The sequence below is a fragment of the Agrobacterium sp. MCAB5 genome (genome assembly GCF_052114365.1).
Classification (GTDB): Bacteria; Pseudomonadota; Alphaproteobacteria; order Rhizobiales; family Rhizobiaceae; genus Agrobacterium; species Agrobacterium tumefaciens.
The window spans coordinates 1-16,855 of the sequence record NZ_JBFREP010000012.1 but is presented as its reverse complement, the minus strand read 5'-3'; the positions used below and the strand labels follow the sequence as shown (position 1 = coordinate 16,855).

17 protein-coding genes are annotated in these 16,855 nt (G+C 58.2%); 1 reads left to right on the top strand and 16 read right to left on the bottom strand.

Features of this window, described 5'->3' with window-relative positions:
- Positions 1 to 6 precede the first annotated feature (6 nt).
- The 6 genes from AB4Z23_RS22610 to AB4Z23_RS22585 form a co-directional block, all read right to left on the bottom strand.
- The gene (locus AB4Z23_RS22610; RefSeq protein ID WP_025595149.1) at positions 7 to 1,497 is read right to left on the bottom strand and encodes an HAL/PAL/TAL family ammonia-lyase; all 1,491 of its coding nucleotides are present in this window, start codon (positions 1,495 to 1,497) and stop codon (positions 7 to 9) included.
- A gap of 79 nt (positions 1,498 to 1,576) precedes the next feature.
- Complete coding sequence (gene hutC / locus AB4Z23_RS22605) at positions 1,577 to 2,320, bottom strand: histidine utilization repressor (protein WP_025595150.1); 744 nt, start codon at positions 2,318 to 2,320, stop codon at positions 1,577 to 1,579.
- A 104-nt stretch (positions 2,321 to 2,424) separates the two neighbouring features.
- On the bottom strand, positions 2,425 to 3,339 hold the full coding sequence (locus AB4Z23_RS22600; protein WP_003518329.1) for an ABC transporter substrate-binding protein: 915 nt from the start codon (positions 3,337 to 3,339) through the stop codon (positions 2,425 to 2,427).
- A gap of 61 nt (positions 3,340 to 3,400) precedes the next feature.
- Positions 3,401 to 4,078: an ABC transporter permease gene (locus AB4Z23_RS22595; RefSeq protein WP_003518330.1), complete on the bottom strand. Its 678-nt coding sequence runs from the start codon at positions 4,076 to 4,078 to the stop codon at positions 3,401 to 3,403.
- A complete protein-coding gene (locus AB4Z23_RS22590) occupies positions 4,075 to 4,725 on the bottom strand; it encodes an ABC transporter permease (RefSeq protein ID WP_019566836.1) in 651 nt (216 codons plus the stop codon). The genes AB4Z23_RS22595 and AB4Z23_RS22590 overlap by 4 nt, the downstream gene beginning before the upstream one ends.
- On the bottom strand, positions 4,722 to 5,834 hold the full coding sequence (locus AB4Z23_RS22585; RefSeq protein ID WP_019566835.1) for an ABC transporter ATP-binding protein: 1,113 nt from the start codon (positions 5,832 to 5,834) through the stop codon (positions 4,722 to 4,724). Before AB4Z23_RS22585 ends, AB4Z23_RS22590 begins: the two co-directional genes overlap by 4 nt.
- Before the next feature lie 503 nt (positions 5,835 to 6,337).
- On the opposite strand from AB4Z23_RS22585, the gene AB4Z23_RS22580 reads away from it, so the two are divergent.
- Positions 6,338 to 6,541, top strand: a complete 204-nt coding sequence (locus AB4Z23_RS22580; RefSeq protein WP_003518333.1) for a cold-shock protein — start codon at positions 6,338 to 6,340, stop codon at positions 6,539 to 6,541.
- A gap of 61 nt (positions 6,542 to 6,602) precedes the next feature.
- On the opposite strand, the gene AB4Z23_RS22575 is transcribed toward AB4Z23_RS22580, so the two are convergent.
- From AB4Z23_RS22575 to AB4Z23_RS22530, 10 genes are all read right to left on the bottom strand, one after another.
- A complete protein-coding gene (locus tag AB4Z23_RS22575; RefSeq protein ID WP_441360801.1) occupies positions 6,603 to 8,360 on the bottom strand; it encodes a putative bifunctional diguanylate cyclase/phosphodiesterase in 1,758 nt (585 codons plus the stop codon).
- A 66-nt stretch (positions 8,361 to 8,426) separates the two neighbouring features.
- The gene (locus tag AB4Z23_RS22570) at positions 8,427 to 9,413 is read right to left on the bottom strand and encodes a GlxA family transcriptional regulator (protein ID WP_441360800.1); all 987 of its coding nucleotides are present in this window, start codon (positions 9,411 to 9,413) and stop codon (positions 8,427 to 8,429) included.
- Positions 9,414 to 9,712: 299 nt separating this feature from the next.
- Positions 9,713 to 10,018, bottom strand: a complete 306-nt coding sequence (locus AB4Z23_RS22565) for a putative quinol monooxygenase (RefSeq protein ID WP_441360799.1) — start codon at positions 10,016 to 10,018, stop codon at positions 9,713 to 9,715.
- A 139-nt stretch (positions 10,019 to 10,157) separates the two neighbouring features.
- On the bottom strand, positions 10,158 to 10,751 hold the full coding sequence (locus tag AB4Z23_RS22560) for a nucleotidyltransferase family protein (RefSeq protein ID WP_441360827.1): 594 nt from the start codon (positions 10,749 to 10,751) through the stop codon (positions 10,158 to 10,160).
- 44 nt (positions 10,752 to 10,795) lie between these two features.
- Positions 10,796 to 11,755: an XdhC family protein gene (locus tag AB4Z23_RS22555; RefSeq protein ID WP_025595155.1), complete on the bottom strand. Its 960-nt coding sequence runs from the start codon at positions 11,753 to 11,755 to the stop codon at positions 10,796 to 10,798.
- Positions 11,745 to 13,943, bottom strand: coding sequence for an aldehyde oxidoreductase molybdenum-binding subunit PaoC (paoC, locus tag AB4Z23_RS22550; protein WP_025595156.1), 2,199 nt, complete (start codon positions 13,941 to 13,943; stop codon positions 11,745 to 11,747). Before paoC ends, AB4Z23_RS22555 begins: the two co-directional genes overlap by 11 nt.
- 5 nt (positions 13,944 to 13,948) lie before the next feature.
- Positions 13,949 to 14,899, bottom strand: coding sequence for an FAD binding domain-containing protein (locus tag AB4Z23_RS22545; protein WP_013762176.1), 951 nt, complete (start codon positions 14,897 to 14,899; stop codon positions 13,949 to 13,951).
- A complete protein-coding gene (paoA, locus tag AB4Z23_RS22540) occupies positions 14,896 to 15,534 on the bottom strand; it encodes an aldehyde dehydrogenase iron-sulfur subunit PaoA (RefSeq protein WP_003518348.1) in 639 nt (212 codons plus the stop codon). The genes AB4Z23_RS22545 and paoA overlap by 4 nt, the downstream gene beginning before the upstream one ends.
- Before the next feature lie 590 nt (positions 15,535 to 16,124).
- Complete coding sequence (locus AB4Z23_RS22535; protein WP_162632985.1) at positions 16,125 to 16,433, bottom strand: hypothetical protein; 309 nt, start codon at positions 16,431 to 16,433, stop codon at positions 16,125 to 16,127.
- Between the two features lie 110 nt (positions 16,434 to 16,543).
- Positions 16,544 to 16,855, bottom strand: a 312-nt coding sequence (locus tag AB4Z23_RS22530; RefSeq protein WP_441360798.1) for an MFS transporter, incomplete at its 5' end; no start/stop codon positions are given.

Sequence of the window (16,855 nt, the reverse complement as noted above, 5' to 3'; positions counted from 1 at the left end):
TTTCAATCACATATCCGGTGGCGAGAAATCACGCAGGAGCAGCCTTGCCTTTTCCATGTCCGCAGACAGAGGCCGGTCATCCGAATAGGGCTGGAGGTGCTCGCGAAGCAGATTGTAGACCGCATTTGTTCCGGCTGCCCGCCCGGCAACACTTTCCAGGAAATCATGGGCCTGCACCCCGGCCATCCATTCGATGGCCAGAATATATTCGGCATTGTCGAGAACCGCGAGCAGCTTGTTGGCGGCAGCCGTGGGATGAGAGAGGAAATCCTCCTGTAATCCCGATGTCAGCCCTCCATCTGTGGAGGCAGGCGCGGAAAGACGTCTGCTATCGCCGACAAGAGCTGCGGCCGTATATTGCGCGATCATGAAACCTGAATGGCTTCCGGCATCGGTCGCCAGAAATGGCGGCAGACCACTCACCAGAGGATTGACCAGCCTGTCGATACGGCGCTCGCTCATGGAGGCAATCTGTGCAATGGCGATGGCGAGACTGTCTGCCGCCTGCCCCAATGCCGGGGCAACGGCATGGGCCTCCGACGAGACGATGGGCTGCTTGGGCGTGCCAAGGATCGCGGGATTGTCGGTGACGGAGGCGAGCTCTCGGTCAACTATGGAGGCGCAGGCATCGAAGATGTCGCGTGCAGCACCATGCGCATGCGGCACGGCACGCAGGCTTAGCGCGTCCTGTGTCCGCCTGCCATGAGCGGCGGCAACCAGCCCACTGCCTTCAAGCCGGGATCGCAGAGCAGCCCCGACGGCCGCGATTCCCGTCGAGGGACGCAGCGCGAGAACCGTCTCGTCAAAAGCGTCGATCTGGCAGCCTGCTGCTTCAAGCGTCAGCGCCGCTATGGCATCGGCCCAATCTAGCAGGTGATTGGCCCGCGCGAGTGCCATGCAGGAAAGACCGGTCGCACAGGCTGTACCATTGACGAGGCTCAGCCCTTCCTTGGCACCCAGCACGATGGGTTGAAGTCCCATTGCCGCCAGGGCATCCCGTCCACTCATAACGCGCCCGCCGAGCCGGGCCTGGCCTTCTCCGATCAGAACAAGCGCAACATGCGCGTTGTGCACCAGATAGCCCGCCGATCCGCGGGACGGCACGTCGGGAATACAATCCTGTTCCAGAAACGTCGACAGATGCGAGACGATCTCGCGTCGGACACCGGAGTGCCCATGGGCGAAATTGGCGATCTGCGCCGCCATGATTGCCCGAACTTCGCGAGGATCCAACAACGGGCCGACACCGCAGGCATGGCTGAGAATAATGGAGCGCGAAAGCCGACCCTGCGCGGTGCGATCCACCACAGTGTCCGACAGTGCACCGACCCCGGTATTGATGCCATAGGCACGCACACCGCTTTCGACGATGCTGTCAACGATCTGGCTCGCCCGGTCAATCCGCAGATAGGCCGCGTCTGACACACGCAGTGCCTCGCCCTTGCCGATATGGGCCACATCGCGCCAACTCAATCCATCATCCAGTAGAACAGTCATGACGTTTTCCTATGATGCAGAAACGGCTACGAGGAGCGGGAATTTTCCATCTTGAATACTGCCGGCGTTGGCCCGTGTCTCAATTACTGCTGTAAAGACGATAGCGGCTGCCGGGATAAAGGAGGCGGACAGAAGACACGATCCCCTTTGTCGACCATGTGCGACGACGCACGAGCAGGCATGGTTCCGTCTTGGAAATCGCCAGCAGCTTGCATTCCCAGGGCTGTGCGCTGACCGCCTCGATATGCTGCTCGGCCTTCACGATCGGTGCCACTCGCGTGAGATAACCGTTGGGTGTTACGAGGTTGAAATCCTGTTTGATGTAATCGGGCGCGCATTCCGAATTGACGAAACGATCCTCGATTTGCATCGGCACGCCGTCTTCCGCATGCACAATGATCGAGTGCGCAGCAAGGCTGCCAGCCGGAACAGAGAGAGCTTCGGCAAGATCTGGATCGCAGGTTTCGATTTGAAGAAGTATGACCCGCGCGCTGTGAACACCGCCGTTGCGTGTTATTTCTTCGGCAATGTTGGGTACGCTCTGGAACTGCGATGTGCGCTTCTTGGACGCAACGAACGAACCTTTGCCGCGTACACGCACCACAAGCCCTTCGTCGGCCAGCTCACGCAAAGCGCGGTTGGCCGTCATACGGCTGACACCGAGAATATCGACCAGTTCGTTTTCCGATGGAACACGTTGACCGATCTTCCACTCACCCGCCTCGACGCGACTGCGGACATAGTCCTTGAGCTTTACATAGAGCGGTGAACTCTGGTCTTCGGTGCCCTGCGCGTCACGAGCGTCCTCAGATATCGGCGGCATCACTTCCCGGAAAATCTTTCTGTCGTGATCCATAGCTATGACGTCACCAATACGCAGGGTTGTCGGCAAAGGGCGGGGCAATGCCACGCCCTTTGCCGATGGATTCAGTTCAATTTGTGTTCGGCCAGCCAGTCGCCCGCCACGACATCGAAACTGTCGTGATTGGCCAGACGACCGTTCATAACGACGAGATCTTTCGTCGTCAGGGCGGCAGAAACAGCATCGAGAGTGCTTGTCACAACGTCGCTAACTTTCGGTGTGGCAATCACTGGTACGATGTTCTGGGCGGGAAAGAGGTTCTTGACGTCTTCAAGCACGATGAGATCGTTTGCAGCGATGGCCGGATCGGTCGAGAACAGGTTTGCAGCATGGACCTGACCGTTGATGAGTGCCGAAAGGGTCAGCGGGCCACCGACGTCAAGCGATTTGAACGACTGGAACTCGAGGCCATAAAGTTCCTTCAGACCGATAATGCCTTCCTTGCGCGTTTTCCATTCCGGTGGACCGCCAAGTACGAGCTGCGAGGCTACGGGTGCGAGATCGGCAATCGTCTTCAGCTTGTATTTGTCAGCGGTCGCGCGCGTCACAGCCACGCTATCGGAATCCTGTGCTGCGGAGGGTGTCAGCATCGAGACGCCTTTCGGCAGAGCCGCCTTGAGCGCTGCGGCCACATCGCTTGGCGAATGGGCCGTGGCGTTCTTGTCGAGATAGCTCAGCGTCGCACCAGCATACTCCGGCAACAGATCGATTGATCCGTCGAGCAACGCAGGGATATAGACTTCGCGGCTACCGATGCTCAACTTCGTTTCGACGGCAACACCCTTGGCGGCAAGGGCCTTGGCGTAGATCGTCGCCAGAAGCTGGCTTTCGGGGAAGTCGGCGGAACCGACGATGATTGTCGTCGTATCGGTTCGCGGAGTGGCTGGCGCGGCCAGCGGATTGCTTTGCGCCAATGCCGAAGCAGCGGAAAGTGCCATGAGCGCAAATGCGCTGGCGGCAGTGATGATCCTGAATGCCATGCGAGCTTCTCCTTTATGTTGAAACAGTCGTGGAATAGAAAACCCGGTTATTTTAGAACCTCTAACGCTTCGCTCGACGCGTCAGCCCTGGTGATACGGTGACCCTCGATATGACGCCGATGATCAGATCCACGGTCAGGGCCAACGCACCGACGAGAACGGCACCTGCGGCCATCTGATAATAATCGTTCTGCGCCCGCCCATCGATGATCAGGCGACCGAGACCACCAAGAGAAACATAAGCGGCGATGGTTGCGGTCGAGATGATCTGAAGCGTGGCGCTGCGCAGACCGGAAAAGATCAATGGCAGAGCGCAGGGCAGTTCCACATCGAACAGAATATCGAGCGGACGTTTCCCCATGCCTCTTGCAGCGTCCACCGCAGCGGGATCCACCGCCGCGATACCGGCGTAACTGCCAGTCATGATCGGCGGCACGGCCAGAAGCACGAGCACGATAAGGCTGGGTACGATAAAAGCCATATCGGATGCGAAAACGGGGCCAAAAACAATCACAAGAAGTGCGATCAGGCCGAGGCTTGGAAGGGAGCGCAGCGCATTTGCAAGACCCGCGATGAAGACGACACCGCGTCCCGTGTGTCCCACATAAAGCCCAACCGGCAAGCCAATCAGACAGGCGAGGAAAAGGGCCGCAAAGCTATAAGCCAGATGCTGACCGACGAGAACGATGACACCATCACTCCCTGTCCAGTGAGCTGGATCGCTAAACCATTCGATCATCGCGCCGCACTCCCAGGCTGCCACGGCGTCAGGCGGCGTGAAATGAACAGAACAAGCCCGTCCAGCAAGGCTGCGAGCAGCACGCAGAGTACGATGCCTGCTATGATCGGCGTCAGGAACCGCAGCTGAAGCCCCTGCGTGAAGAGCAGACCAAGTTGCGGCGTTCCAACCAGTGCCGCTACGGAAACGATGCTGACATTGGAAACCACGGCCACACGCAATCCGGCGGCAATCACAGGAACGGCGAGCGGTAGCTCCACCATCACCAGACGCGCAACCTGTCTGTAGCCCATGGCATTCGCCGCCTGGAGGACGTCTGGCGAAACCGATTCCAAACCATCGTTCACTGTTCGCACCAGAAGCGCCAACGCGTAGATCGTCAGCGCGACGACGACGTTTAGCGGATCGAGTATACGGGTGCCGAGCACCAGCGGCAGCAGGACGAACAGCGCAAGCGACGGAATTGTGTAAAGAAGTCCGGCAACCCCCAGCAGGGTCGACCGGAATAAACCGGCCCGCTGCGCAATCCAACCGAGCGGCAGGGCAAGAAGCAGGCCGATCACCACCGGGATGACCGAAAGGCCGAGATGCCAGATGAAAAGCTCGAAAATCCGCCCGGATTCCCGGTAGAGCCAATCAAACCTCATGGCTGACCTCCGAAGCGACCGACCCGCGCGGCTTCGATGGCTTTGGCGACATCAGAGAGTGTGACGGTGCCGACAAGCTGGCCCGTTGACCCTACGATGACCCCGCGGCCGGAGGGCGAACTCAACGCTGCATCGAGCACATGGCGCAAACTGCTGCCTTCCGGCGCCAGCGTACCGCTGAGATTGAGATCTCCCTCACGCAGTGGCTGCCTGAGACCCTGCGCATCGGCCCATCCGATGGGACGATGTTCGGCGTCAGTCACCAGAACCCAGCGATCCGTTGCAACGCCACGAAGGCTGTCCGGTGTTGCGCCGAGCAAGGCTGTCGGCTCCGCACCGAGAGGGACTGCTCCGTCAAATTCGGCAAAACTCAGGAAGCGATACCCTCTGTCCCGGCCGATAAAGTCCGCCACGAAGGCATCTGCCGGGCGCGCCAGCAATTCCTCTGGAGTGGCGATCTGCGCAAGCGTTCCGCCAGCACGCAAAACAGCAACCTGATCGCCAAGCTTCAACGCTTCGTCAATATCATGCGTCACCATGATGATGGTCTTGCCAATCTCACGCTGCAAGCGAAGAAATTCGTCCTGCAACTGTGTACGAACGACGGGATCGACAGCACTGAAGGGTTCGTCCATCAGCATGAATTTGGGATCGGAAGCGAGTGCACGTGCAACACCGACGCGTTGCTGCTGGCCACCCGAAAGCTGCCACGGATAGCGATCGGCAAAGGCGGCGGTCAGCCCTACACGCTCAAGCAACTCATGCGCCGTGCGCAGTGCTTTTTCCTTCGGCGCTCCGTTTAGCCGCGCAGTGGTCGCTATGTTCTGAACAACGGTGCGATGGGGGAAAAGCCCGGCATGCTGGATGACATAACCGATACGACGACGCAGCAGTGCCACGTCCATGCCATCTGTCGGTTCGCCGTCAAGAAGGATCGACCCGGACGATTGTACGATCAACCTGTTGATCATCCGCAAGGATGTGGTTTTGCCGCAACCCGAAGGGCCGACGAACACGGTCAGTTTGCCGTTTGGCGCCGTCAGGGACAAACCGTTTACGGCAGTAGCCGCGCCCGCATATTGCTTGGTGACGTTGTCGAAGACGATCATGCAAATCTCTCCTGCGCTCTGTCTGCGCCTTCAGGCTCGGCAACTGTGATGACTGCCTAGGTTGTCTATACAAGCACGCAAATAGCGTATCCGCAAGATAGATCGATGAAAATATCCGCAACCCTGCAAATGACTAAACTTTAAGCATTTTGACCGCTATAGAGACGCTATATGCACATAGAGCAAGCGATCTCGGCGGCCGCAACTCTCTGCGCCTTCAAACTGCGCTGCTTTGCCGATCAAGATCAGGCCCGCTCAACGCGACAAATTTGTCCATAAGCAACTCGTTGCTTCAATTTTTGTGCGCGGGAGCAGAATGGAAATACGAATTAATTCGTGCTGAAATTCAACAGATCGCGTGCTGATCGTGACTGAGACCGCAAAACAGGCGTTTTTGAAAGCCACTCATCCACGGCGACTTGTCTCGAGAAGGCCATAAAGCCTTGTGGCCACCGCCATCGAACAATAGTATTACCGCGTCGTATTCAATTAACGAGGATAACATGGCAACAGGTACCGTCAAATTTTTCGCACAGGACAAGGGCTTCGGCTTCATCACACCGGACAACGGCGGCCCGGACGTCTTCGTCCACATCTCCGCCGTAGGGTTTGGTGGTTCTCTTCAGGATGGCCAGAAGGTCAGCTACGATGTGGGACAGGACCGCAAGACTGGAAAGTCCAAGGCCGAGAACGTCAGCCTCATCTGATCAGCGTCTCTTGGCTCCGCGATTACTCGCGGGGCCAAATCGGTCCTTACTCCCGCTGACGTTAGGCTGTCTCCATCCCGTCGCTCCCAATCCGTGCCAAGTCGGCTGCAAAAACTTCGGCGTCGATGGGACGGCCGAAAAGGTAGCCTTGGCCGACCGGACAGCCCATTTCGCGAAGCATTTTGCGCTGGGCCTCGGTCTCCACGCCTTCTGCAACCACAGTTAACCCAAGGGCGCGTCCAAGATCGATAACGGCCTGGACGATCACCCTTCTGGACGGCCTCGTTGCGAGTTCGCTGATAAAGGTGCGGTCTATCTTGATCTCGGTAACCGGAAAGGTTTCGAGCGATCGCAGGTTCGAATAGCCCGTGCCGAAGTCATCGACGGAAAGGCCGACGCCGCTCTGTCGCAGCCGCTGAAAGGCGTCCATCACGCCGGGTGTATCGCTGAGGAACATACTTTCGGTGATCTCAAGCGTCAACCATGCCGGGTCGGCCTTGGTCAGACACAGGACCCGATACAGCATTTCGGCCATGTCATGCTGCAGGAACTCCCCGGCGGATACATTCACCGCAAAGCGCAAAGCCTTGCCGCGATGCGCGTTAATGCCCCGTGCATAAGCCGCGACGGTCGTCAGACTTCGTTCGGTCAGATCAAGCAGCAGACCTGATCGCTCGGCAGTCTCAACGAAACTTCCGGGGAGCTGGCTGCCAAACAGAGGATGATTCCAGCGTATCAGAGCTTCCGCACCCACCCACTCGCCGGTTGCAAGGTCTACCTGGGGTTGGAAGTGATACACAAATTCGTCATTCGCGACCGCGACCTTCAATTCGCGAGTCATTCGCACGCGTCGGCTTGCCTGTTCGTGATCCGAGTCTCGAAACCGTCGCGGACCACCCAGAGGGGCGGACTTGGCGGCCCACAGGGCGATGCCGGCATTGCGGATCAGCGAAATGGGTCTCGCCCGAGGCTGGCCCACCGCATAGCCGATGGCGAAACGCAGTGAGACACTTGCACCTGGCACGACGAAGTCTGCGGCAAGCGAAGCGGATACCGCTGCCACGATAGTATCCGCACTTGATCCATCCGTGAGCTCAAAAGCCAAAGCGAACTCATTGGCGCCCATGCGTCCCACCTGGGCAGCTCCCACGTCCCGCAGCCGCCGCCCGGTTCCATAAAGCAGGGCATCCCCGACTTCGAAACCGTATCCCGTGTTGAAATCGTGAAAACCGATCACATCCAGCTTCACGACCAAGGGCGTCGCTTTGGCATTGGTTGCGAAACGCTCCTCGGTAGCCAGGATAAATGCTTGACGGTTCAGGCAACCCGTGGTCGCGTCGAGGTTCGCGACACGATCCAGCGCGGTGTGCGCCTGGCGAATCGCCGAGACGTCGCGCAGTATGCCGACGTAAAATAGTTCTTCGCCCACCCAGGCAGGCCGGAGACTGAGACTGTTCCAGAACGCCGACCCGTCCTTTCGATAGTTACGCAGCGTTGAGTCCAGAGGCTCCGCCGCCTCGATCGCAGCGCGAATGTGGACGACCTCTTGTTGGTCGCGCTCGTTGCCCTGCAAATAGCGGCAATCTTTCCCGACGACCTCGTTCCGAGCGTAGCCAGTCAGATGCTCGAAGGCCTTATTGACATAGAGCAAAGGCGAATTGGCGCCCAAACGCTGTGCGATCGCGATCCCATCGGTTAGTTCTTCGACCAGCGTCGCAATAATTGGCCTGATAGCGTCGGAGCTGAGAAGCGCGTTGTTCGACATGACCGGCGCGGGCTGCATGGGGTGCGACTGCATGCGTTTTTCGAATTCTTCCATGACACGAACCATGGACGGCGAACACAGACGGGGCAACCCGCAGCAGAGGCGGTTCCAGGACAAGCGTCAGCCGTTTTCGGACAAACTGATTCTCGCGCCATCGCCAGACGTCCGAAAGCGATCACGGTAGTCGGACGGCGTCACTCCAGCGCGCGAAACAAAGGCACGGCGCATCGCGCGTGTCGATCCAAAACCACTTCTCGCTGCCACCAATGCGATTGGCAGGCGGCTCCCCTCCAAAAGGAAGCGCGCAACGTCGATACGGGTCCGGTCGACATAGTCTGATGGCGATATACCGACCTCCTGCGAAAAAACACGCGTAAAGTTCCGCACACTCATGGCCGCGATCTTCGCCAAGGCGCTGACAGAGAGGTCCGCCGCCGGATGGTTCAGAACATATTGCTGGACGTTGTGTAGACGGCTGCGGTCGATAGCCTGTGCCGCCAGATGCACGCTGAACTGCGACTGATCGCCTGGTCGCTTCAGAAACACGACGAGCCGGCGAGCAACGTAGAGCGCAATCTCCCGGCCCAAGTCCTCCTCGACGAGGGAAAGGCCGAGATCTATAGCCGCGCTGGAACCGGCCGACGTGATCATCGCGCCATCACGCACAAAAACCCGGTCGCTTTCCACCCGCGTCTCGGGGAAGCGCTCGGCCAACAGTGACGCGAACTGCCAGTGCGTCGTGACACGCCGGTCTTTTAGTAGACCTGCCTCGCCAAGCACGAATGCCCCTGTGCAGACGGAGCCATAGCGTCGCGCCTGAGCCGCGATTTTAACAATCCAGTCGACAACACGCCCGCCCGGACTTTGCGGAACTCCGACGCTCCCGGCCACAAGCAATGTATCGGGGCTCCCAAGGTACGCATCGAAAGCGAAGTCGGTCAGGATTTTTAGCCCCGATGCACAGCGGATCGTACCCTCGTGCCCTGCCAAGACAGCAACTTCGTAGAATAACTTTTCAACACGGGCATTTGCTTCGGCAAACACGTCCATTAGCCCTGCAAGCTCGAGAGAATGCACGTCCTTTGGAACGAAGATCACGATCCGCATGAGAGTATCTTTCCCTGCACAAAGGACTCAAAGCTCTCAACGAGGATCTAAGCGCCGACGCCGGTCTATGTGGCGACGGTTGCAAAATGCTGAAGGTCCGTCAAAGTCAAAGGTATTAGCTCGAAGCGGCGGAAGAACTCTGCACGCGCTGACTTTGTTCGAACTGCCGACCACTAACGGAGGCTTTTATGATTGCTACCGCAACCCCAGCCGCCCGCTATTGGTCAACGAGATATTATCTCATTTTGTTGCCGATCTGAGCCCATCTGTTCGACATTGTGAGGGCCGAATAGTCTGGGCTATGAACGCTTTTCGGCGAGGATAGACAGCATGTGTATCTGCGGCGGCTTGGCGAACAGGTCCCCTGCCTCTGCCTTCGCCATCAAGGCTGCAGCGACTTGGCCATTTAAGTGCGCATACCTACCGTCCTCATCGTCGAACGTATCGAAGATTGCAAACGAACTTGGGCCTCCCTGTATCGCGTACCAGGAAATCGTGCCGGGCTCTGCATTGACCAGCGGTATGGCTGATCGCAGAAACTCGGCGACCTCCTGTTCCTTGCCGGGCATTGCCTCGAGCGGAACGTAAAGCGCGAATTTGGTCATGACCACCTCCATGGGCACATCATTGTGCCGCAACTGAAGTAACGCGTTAAGCACGACAAATGTTCGGTGATGGACAATAAAAAGGGGTGTCGATGTAAAAAAAGCGATCCACGCCTCTGCACACATGAGGTTTCGATGATCAGTCGATTTCTGGATGGCCACCTAAAGCAACGAGCTGCTCTGTGTTGTCTATGTCCACCTTGGCGCTTTCGCCGATCTCTATGTCGATGACGTCGAGACCAGATTGGGTGATTATCTTGCGCGCGCCGCTGTCGCCTATAAGCTCCATGAGCTGCGGGAATGCGGCGCGAGGAAAGACAACCGGGTTTCCCGGATTTCCTTCGCACACCGCGCGGATAATCGCCTTTCCGTTTCTCTCCGCAAAAGCGCCGATTAGTGCGTCAATATCCGCAGGTTCAAGCAACGGCATATCCGCAAGCATGATCATAATCCCGTCGGGAGCTTGCAACGCGGCGCGCTGGACGCCGAGCACGATCGAGCTTGCCATTCCGTCACTGAAGTTGGAGTTTCTCGCGATGATCAGGTCGAGCCCTGCAATTTCGGCCTCGACGTCCGAGCTTCGGTATCCGGTCACAACAACCACAGAACGACTGCCGGCCCCAAGCGCTGCCAATGCGGCCCGACGAACGAGGCTGGTTTCCCGAAAACGCGCAAGAAGCTTGTGCCCGGCACCCGCCATCCTGCTCGATCGTCCAGCGGCCAGGACAACCACGGCAACTGAAACTCGTCTATCTCCTGCCGCTTCCACACCGAACCTCACGCATAGAGGGACAAGCGGCTCGCCGCGATGTCGGCAAGGATGGACAGGGCAAGGGAGTTCGCATCGCGGGTTGGCCCGAAAAGCCCGATCGGTGCCCTTATCCGATCAGTATCTGCCCGGGAGAAACCGGAGCTGACAAGGAAATCGACCCGTCTACGGTGTGTACGGGTGCTCCCCAAGGCGCCGATGTAGAATGCGGGTGACCGTAACGCGGCTTGCAGAACGGCCTGCTCCGCATCAAGGTCGTGGTGGAGAAGAACAACAGCGGTGTACTGATCGATATCGGGCACAACTTTTTCGTTCGCTGTGCAGGCCACCACGTCGTAGCCGGAGGATTGGGCTATATCAGCGGCCCTCTCGGCCTCTATACTTTGACCGGAAATCACGATACGCGTGCGCGGCCGATAGACCGTGAAAAAGCGGTCGTCGGCGTAACCGGCCCGCGATGGCGGCTCGACGATCTCGAGCTGTTGGGTCTGCCTCGTGTAGCACAGGCCCGTGGTCCGGCGCTGATGAAGCTGTTCAAGAACGCCGCTCAACATCTCGGTATTTTGCAGCACGTGGATCGACACGGTAATCCCACCGCCGCACGGCAGGGCAATATCGAAAAAGGGGGAGCCTAATCCGAACTTCACCTCCCTATCTCTGTTCTCGCCCATTGCGTCGAGCGCCTCGGAAGCGACCGCTGCCTCGATGCAGCCCCCAGACACATAACCACAAAAACGACCATCGGCCGCAATGGCGACATGGGAGCCAAGCGCGCGCGCCGCTCCCCCGCGAATTTCGACAAGGGTGGCAAGTGCCACCCTGCCCTTTGCAAGCTCCCTTATCGCAAAGCCAAATATTTCTTCCGTATCATCGGTGAGCAACGACCTGACCGGCGTCGGCTTTGTCGCAGCTTGGATATCCTCCTGAGGACAGATATCCGTGAGGGCGGCGATGTCGTCATGCAACATCCGGCAGCCCGCCTATGATCTTGTCGAGCGTCACAGGATAGTGACGCACCCTCACCCCGGTGGCATTGTAGATTGCGTTGGCGACAGCTGCAGAAACCCCGCAGAGACCAAGCTCGCCAACGCCCTTGGCCTTCATCGGCGACGACATGGGGTCTGCTTCGTCCATGAAAATCACTTCCTGATGAGGAATGTCGGCATGCACCGGAACTTCGTAGCCAGCCAGATCGTGGTTGACGAAGAAGCCTTGCTTCGTATCGACCGCCAACTCCTCTGATAGCGCTCCACCCACACCCATTGTCATGGCACCAATGACCTGGCTGCGCGCTGTTATCGGGTTCAGGATCCGTCCGGCCGCACAGACGGCCAGCATGCGTCGAATGCGCGTTTCACCAGTTGCCACGTCAACGCCGACTTCCACGAAGTGGGCACCGAACGTTGACTGTTGATGGGCTTCGGAAAGATCGCCCCATTCCATTCCATCCTCGCCAACAAGGCCGTTTGGCGCAGCCGCGTCCGTAAGCGCTACCGAACGGTTTCCAGATCGAACCTGTCCGTTCTCGAACACGACGTCATCAGTGTTAAAGCCGAGTTTCTGCGCCACCGCCTCACGAAGCTTCACGCAGGCTGCGTAGACGCCGGAGGTAGAACAGTTCGCGCCGAACTGCCCGCCCGACCCCGCCGAAACCGGAAAGCGGGAATCGCCCAGCTGGACGGCTACTCGATCGACCGGCAGGCCCAGCATCTCAGCTGCTGTTTGTGCGATGATGGTATAGCTGCCGGTCCCGATATCGGTCATATCTGTTTCAACCGTTGCAATGCCGTCCACGCCGAGCCGAACCCTTGCTGCGGATGGGAGGAGAAGATTGTTGCGCAAAGCGGCTGCGACACCAGATCCGATCAGCCAGTTTCCTTCTCGTCGGGAACCCGGCTTGCCGCGCTGGTTCCAGCCAAACCGTTCCGCGCCGAGTTTGAGACAGCCGACCAGGTTCCTTTGGGTAAAAGCGCGCTCGGGCTTCTCAGGGTCGACCTGAGTGTCGTTGAGTATCCGAAACTCGACCGGATCGACGCCCACCTTTTCGGCTATCTCGTCTATGGCGATCTCGAGGGCCATCAACCCCGGCGCTTCGCCGGGCGCCCGCATCGCATTGCCTTCTGGCAAGTGAAGCGTGGCCAGTCTCATGGCAGTCATCCGGTTCTCACCCGCGTAGAGCAGTCGTGTCTGATTGACAGCCGTTTCCAGCTGGCCCCCAGGCTGGTCACCCGACCAGCTTTCGTGAGCAATCGCGGTGATTTTGCCGTCCTGTGTCGCTCCAATGCGAATACGCTGGATCGTCGCCGGCCGATGCGTCGTGTTGTTGGCTATGAACGGACGGGGAAGCGCGACCTTGACCGGACGTCCAGTAGCCTTTGCTGCAAAGGCAGCGAGCACCGCGTCGGCCCGCAAGAAAAGCTTACCCCCGAAACCCCCACCTATGAATGGCGACATCAAATGGATATTGTCCTTGTCGATACCAAGTGTAGTCGCCAGATCGGATCGCCACCAATCAATCATCTGGCTGGACGTCCAAACGGTCAGTTTATCGCCATGCCACGCAGCGATGGACGCATGGGGCTCCATCATGGAATGTGACTGATCTGGAGTGGTATAACTTTCGTCGAGAGTGACCGGTGCGCTCTTGAAGGCTCCCTCGAAGTCACCGACTGCCGTGTCGGGCTGCTGCTTCTCGTCGGGCTTGACCGCACTGTCCTTGGCCTTCTTGAGATCGAAGCTCCCGAGCGCGGTTTCATATTCTACTGTCACAAGCGAAGCTGCGGCGCGCGCCTGCTCGAAGGTTTCTGCGACGACCACTGCCACCGCCTGGTGATAGTGCTGGACTTCATCGCCACCAAAAAGATTGGCTGTGTTGAATTTACCCTTCTCGCGCTTGCCGACGTCCAAGGTGGTGACAACCGTCAAAACGCCGGGGGACCGCTTTGCGGCGTCGGTCGATATCGACCGGATACGGCCCTTCGCAATCGCGGCACCGACCGGATACCCGTAGGCGTAAGGAATATTCGGATCATGCCATTCGTAGGCATACATTGCTCGGCCCGTCGTTTTCTCTTGGCCGTCAATGCGGGGGATAGGCTGACCGACGACTTTCATCCGGTCGATGGGATTGTTGATTGCAGGTGTGTCGAATTTCATGGTCGTTATCCCCTTGCCTCTGCGATCACCGCACCGATCGTTCGTTCCACGAGGGTTATCTTGAAGCGATTTTGCTCCGTCGGGCGAGCGTCGCCGAGAAGTGCCGCACTTGCGGCTTTTGCACCGCTCTTCAGCTCCTGGTCACCTGAGCCTGTTCGCCAGGGCTTGTGAGCGACGCCACCTACAGCCACGCGGCCGGTGCCATCCGGCTGGATCACCGCAGCGACGGATACGAGCGCAAACGCGTAGGAGGCCCGATCGCGCACCTTGCGATAGATATGCTTGCCCCCAATTGGCTTCGGCAGCGTGACCGCAGTTATGAACTCGCCCGGCTCCAGGACCGTCTCGATGTGTGGGGTATCGCCGGGAAGCCTGTGAAAGTCTGCGATCGGGATTGCGCGGCTACGACCGTCGCCATTGACCGTTTCGACGGTTGCGTCGAGCGCCCTCATCGCAACAGCCATGTCGCTGGGATGGGTGGCGATACAGGATTCGCTGCTTCCGACGACTGCATGCTGTCGCGAAAAACCGCCAAGGGCCGAACATCCGCTTCCCGGCTGCCGCTTGTTGCACGGTTGGTTGGTGTCATAGAAATACGGACAGCGCGTGCGCTGGAGGAGATTGCCCGCGGTGGTGGCCTTGTTTCGCAGTTGACCAGACGCCCCGGCGACCAGGGCGCGGGTAAGCAAACCATAGTCGCGACGGACAGTCTCGTCGCTTGCCAGATCGGTATTGCGTACCAGAGCCCCTATGCGCAGACCGCCATCAGGGGTGGTTTCGATCTTGTCGAGACCAACTCCGTTGATGTCGATGAGATGCGCCGGGTGCTCGATCTCCAGCTTCATCAAGTCCAGGATATTTGTCCCGCCGGCGATGAATTTGGATTCCGGATTGGCTGCTGCCGCTTTCGCTGCCGCCTGAGCCGTTGTGGCTCGCTCGTATGTGAAGGCTCTCATGCTTCGATCCCCCCGACTTCGGCAATTGCATCGAGAATGTTCGAGTAGGCGCCGCATCGACAGATGTTTCCGCTCATTCGTTCCCGAACTTCTGCCGCGGTGACTTCCACCTTTGCGGAAATGTCTGCAGTGGCGTGGCTTGGGATATTCGACTTGATTTCCTCCAAGACCGCCACGGAGGAACAGATTTGTCCGGGAGTACAGTAACCACACTGAAAACCGTCGTGTTTGATGAATGCGGCTTGCATGGGATGCAGGTTTCCAGGCTGTCCGAGGCCCTCGATGGTGGTGACCTCGTCACCGTCGTGCATCACAGCCAACGTCAGGCACGAATTGATCCGGCGTCCATCCACCATCACGGTACAAGCGCCGCACTGGCCGTGATCGCAGCCTTTCTTTGTGCCGGTTAGATGAAGGTGCTCGCGCAAGGCGTCGAGCAAGCTCGTGCGATTGTCGAGTTCGAGATCATGCATCTCGCCGTTCACTTTGAAGGAAACACTTGTCTTGAAATTCATTTCTTCCCCCGAGGACTGTGCTGCGGCTCCTTTTGCCGCAACTCCCGTGACAGCAATTGCCGCCGCCGAGGAAACAAGTAAGTCCCGCCGCGAAAGTTCCAAATGTGAGTGATCTCTCATCTCCAGCTCCATTCGTTGTTGATGGCCTGGCGCATTCGGAGAAACGCCATATCTCAACATAGGGAAGCAAAAGAAGATGATTAGATGCGCCTTTTCGCTAACACTTATTAGCGAGGCTCATAAATCGGCATGCGCGATCCATGGGGCAGCCACCGTCAGCAGCCAACTGTCACCCAAGCTCTCTCTCGAGAGAGAGAGAGTAGACCACGCGCTCATAAAACTAACGCATCTGGCAAAGTTGCGACAATTGCGACCCCGTCCAGCGCCTCGCGAGTTCGCTGGCATCCACCGTGCCGGGCAGGAGGCTTCCCAGCTCACCGCCGATCTGAATTTGAGCATAGGTGATTTTGCATGCTCTTTCGTTGACTGAAACGATCACCGCAATCTCCGACTGCATCGGTGGCATCTCGAAAAGCGCGTCGGGAGGGCTTTCGCAAGTAACTATGGCCGTAGCTCTGAGAGTGGAGTTTTGATCCACGCCACGGCAAAGTTCTGCGGATTGCACGCGGAAACTACGAGTTTGGTTGGGCCCAGCTGGGAGCTGCTCACAAACCTGTGCTGAGGAAACTGCCCCTGCAATGAGCGGCCATTCAGGCCGCCCAACCAGAGAAAAGCAATTTGCGAAAACGGGGGCGGTCGAGGCGACGAGCGACGCCATACATACAAACAGCGCTGGGATAGGATGTTTCACGGCGCCACGCTCCTCCACGTCTTTCAGACAGTTGTAAAGCTGGATTGCGGCTTTTTCGCTTCGAACGCAGCAGGAGCCGGTTAATCGATCCGTATATGCGCCGTTTGGTCAGGCTTTTCTGGCGGGGAGGATGGGCGAGAAAACCAAAACGATTGGCGCGATAGCGCTCGTGTTTTGAGATGTAGCTTGCATGATGGCCGACATCCATCTGGTACCTTTTCACGACAACGGATGAATGAGAAAAGTTTAGTCGGCTCCAAGTTTCCTGCGTCAAATGGCATAAAAAGGGCGGCCAGAGCCGCCCTTTTTATGGAATATTTACGCCGCCCCTGGCCGATTGATCGTCAGGAAGTGACGAACGACGGGTTTGTCCGGACCAACATGGTAGGTCAGAACCTTTCCCTGCACGTCTGCATCGGCGTTGGAAACCCGCTTGTGCTGGCGGAGGTGCTCAGCCCAGGATTCCACCATGAACCACTCTACGATCTTTTCCGGATCGGCGGAATCTTCCGTCACACCCCACCCATAGGCACCATCGCGGCGGCGTTCTTGAGACAGGTGGTCGAGAGCACGCAGGAAGGCTGAACGATGCTGTTTCTCGACCTTGTACTCGATGAGGATCAGGACAGG

Excerpts from the sequence above, each read along its gene's own strand:
- AB4Z23_RS22610 (WP_025595149.1), bottom strand. The coding sequence starts at position 1,497 with ATGACTGTTCTACTGGATGATGGATTGAGTTGGCGCGATGTGGCCCAT.
- hutC (WP_025595150.1), bottom strand. The coding sequence starts at position 2,320 with ATGCCGCCGATATCTGAGGACGCTCGTGACGCGCAGGGCACCGAAGAC.
- AB4Z23_RS22600 (WP_003518329.1), bottom strand. The coding sequence starts at position 3,339 with ATGGCATTCAGGATCATCACTGCCGCCAGCGCATTTGCGCTCATGGCA.
- AB4Z23_RS22595 (WP_003518330.1), bottom strand. The coding sequence starts at position 4,078 with ATGATCGAATGGTTTAGCGATCCAGCTCACTGGACAGGGAGTGATGGT.
- AB4Z23_RS22590 (WP_019566836.1), bottom strand. The coding sequence starts at position 4,725 with ATGAGGTTTGATTGGCTCTACCGGGAATCCGGGCGGATTTTCGAGCTT.
- AB4Z23_RS22585 (WP_019566835.1), bottom strand. The coding sequence starts at position 5,834 with ATGATCGTCTTCGACAACGTCACCAAGCAATATGCGGGCGCGGCTACT.
- AB4Z23_RS22580 (WP_003518333.1), top strand. The coding sequence starts at position 6,338 with ATGGCAACAGGTACCGTCAAATTTTTCGCACAGGACAAGGGCTTCGGC.
- AB4Z23_RS22575 (WP_441360801.1), bottom strand. The coding sequence starts at position 8,360 with ATGGAAGAATTCGAAAAACGCATGCAGTCGCACCCCATGCAGCCCGCG.
- AB4Z23_RS22570 (WP_441360800.1), bottom strand. The coding sequence starts at position 9,413 with ATGCGGATCGTGATCTTCGTTCCAAAGGACGTGCATTCTCTCGAGCTT.
- AB4Z23_RS22565 (WP_441360799.1), bottom strand. The coding sequence starts at position 10,018 with ATGACCAAATTCGCGCTTTACGTTCCGCTCGAGGCAATGCCCGGCAAG.
- AB4Z23_RS22555 (WP_025595155.1), bottom strand. The coding sequence starts at position 11,755 with ATGTTGCATGACGACATCGCCGCCCTCACGGATATCTGTCCTCAGGAG.
- paoC (WP_025595156.1), bottom strand. The coding sequence starts at position 13,943 with ATGAAATTCGACACACCTGCAATCAACAATCCCATCGACCGGATGAAA.
- AB4Z23_RS22545 (WP_013762176.1), bottom strand. The coding sequence starts at position 14,899 with ATGAGAGCCTTCACATACGAGCGAGCCACAACGGCTCAGGCGGCAGCG.
- paoA (WP_003518348.1), bottom strand. The coding sequence starts at position 15,534 with ATGAGAGATCACTCACATTTGGAACTTTCGCGGCGGGACTTACTTGTT.
- AB4Z23_RS22535 (WP_162632985.1), bottom strand. The coding sequence starts at position 16,433 with ATGGATGTCGGCCATCATGCAAGCTACATCTCAAAACACGAGCGCTAT.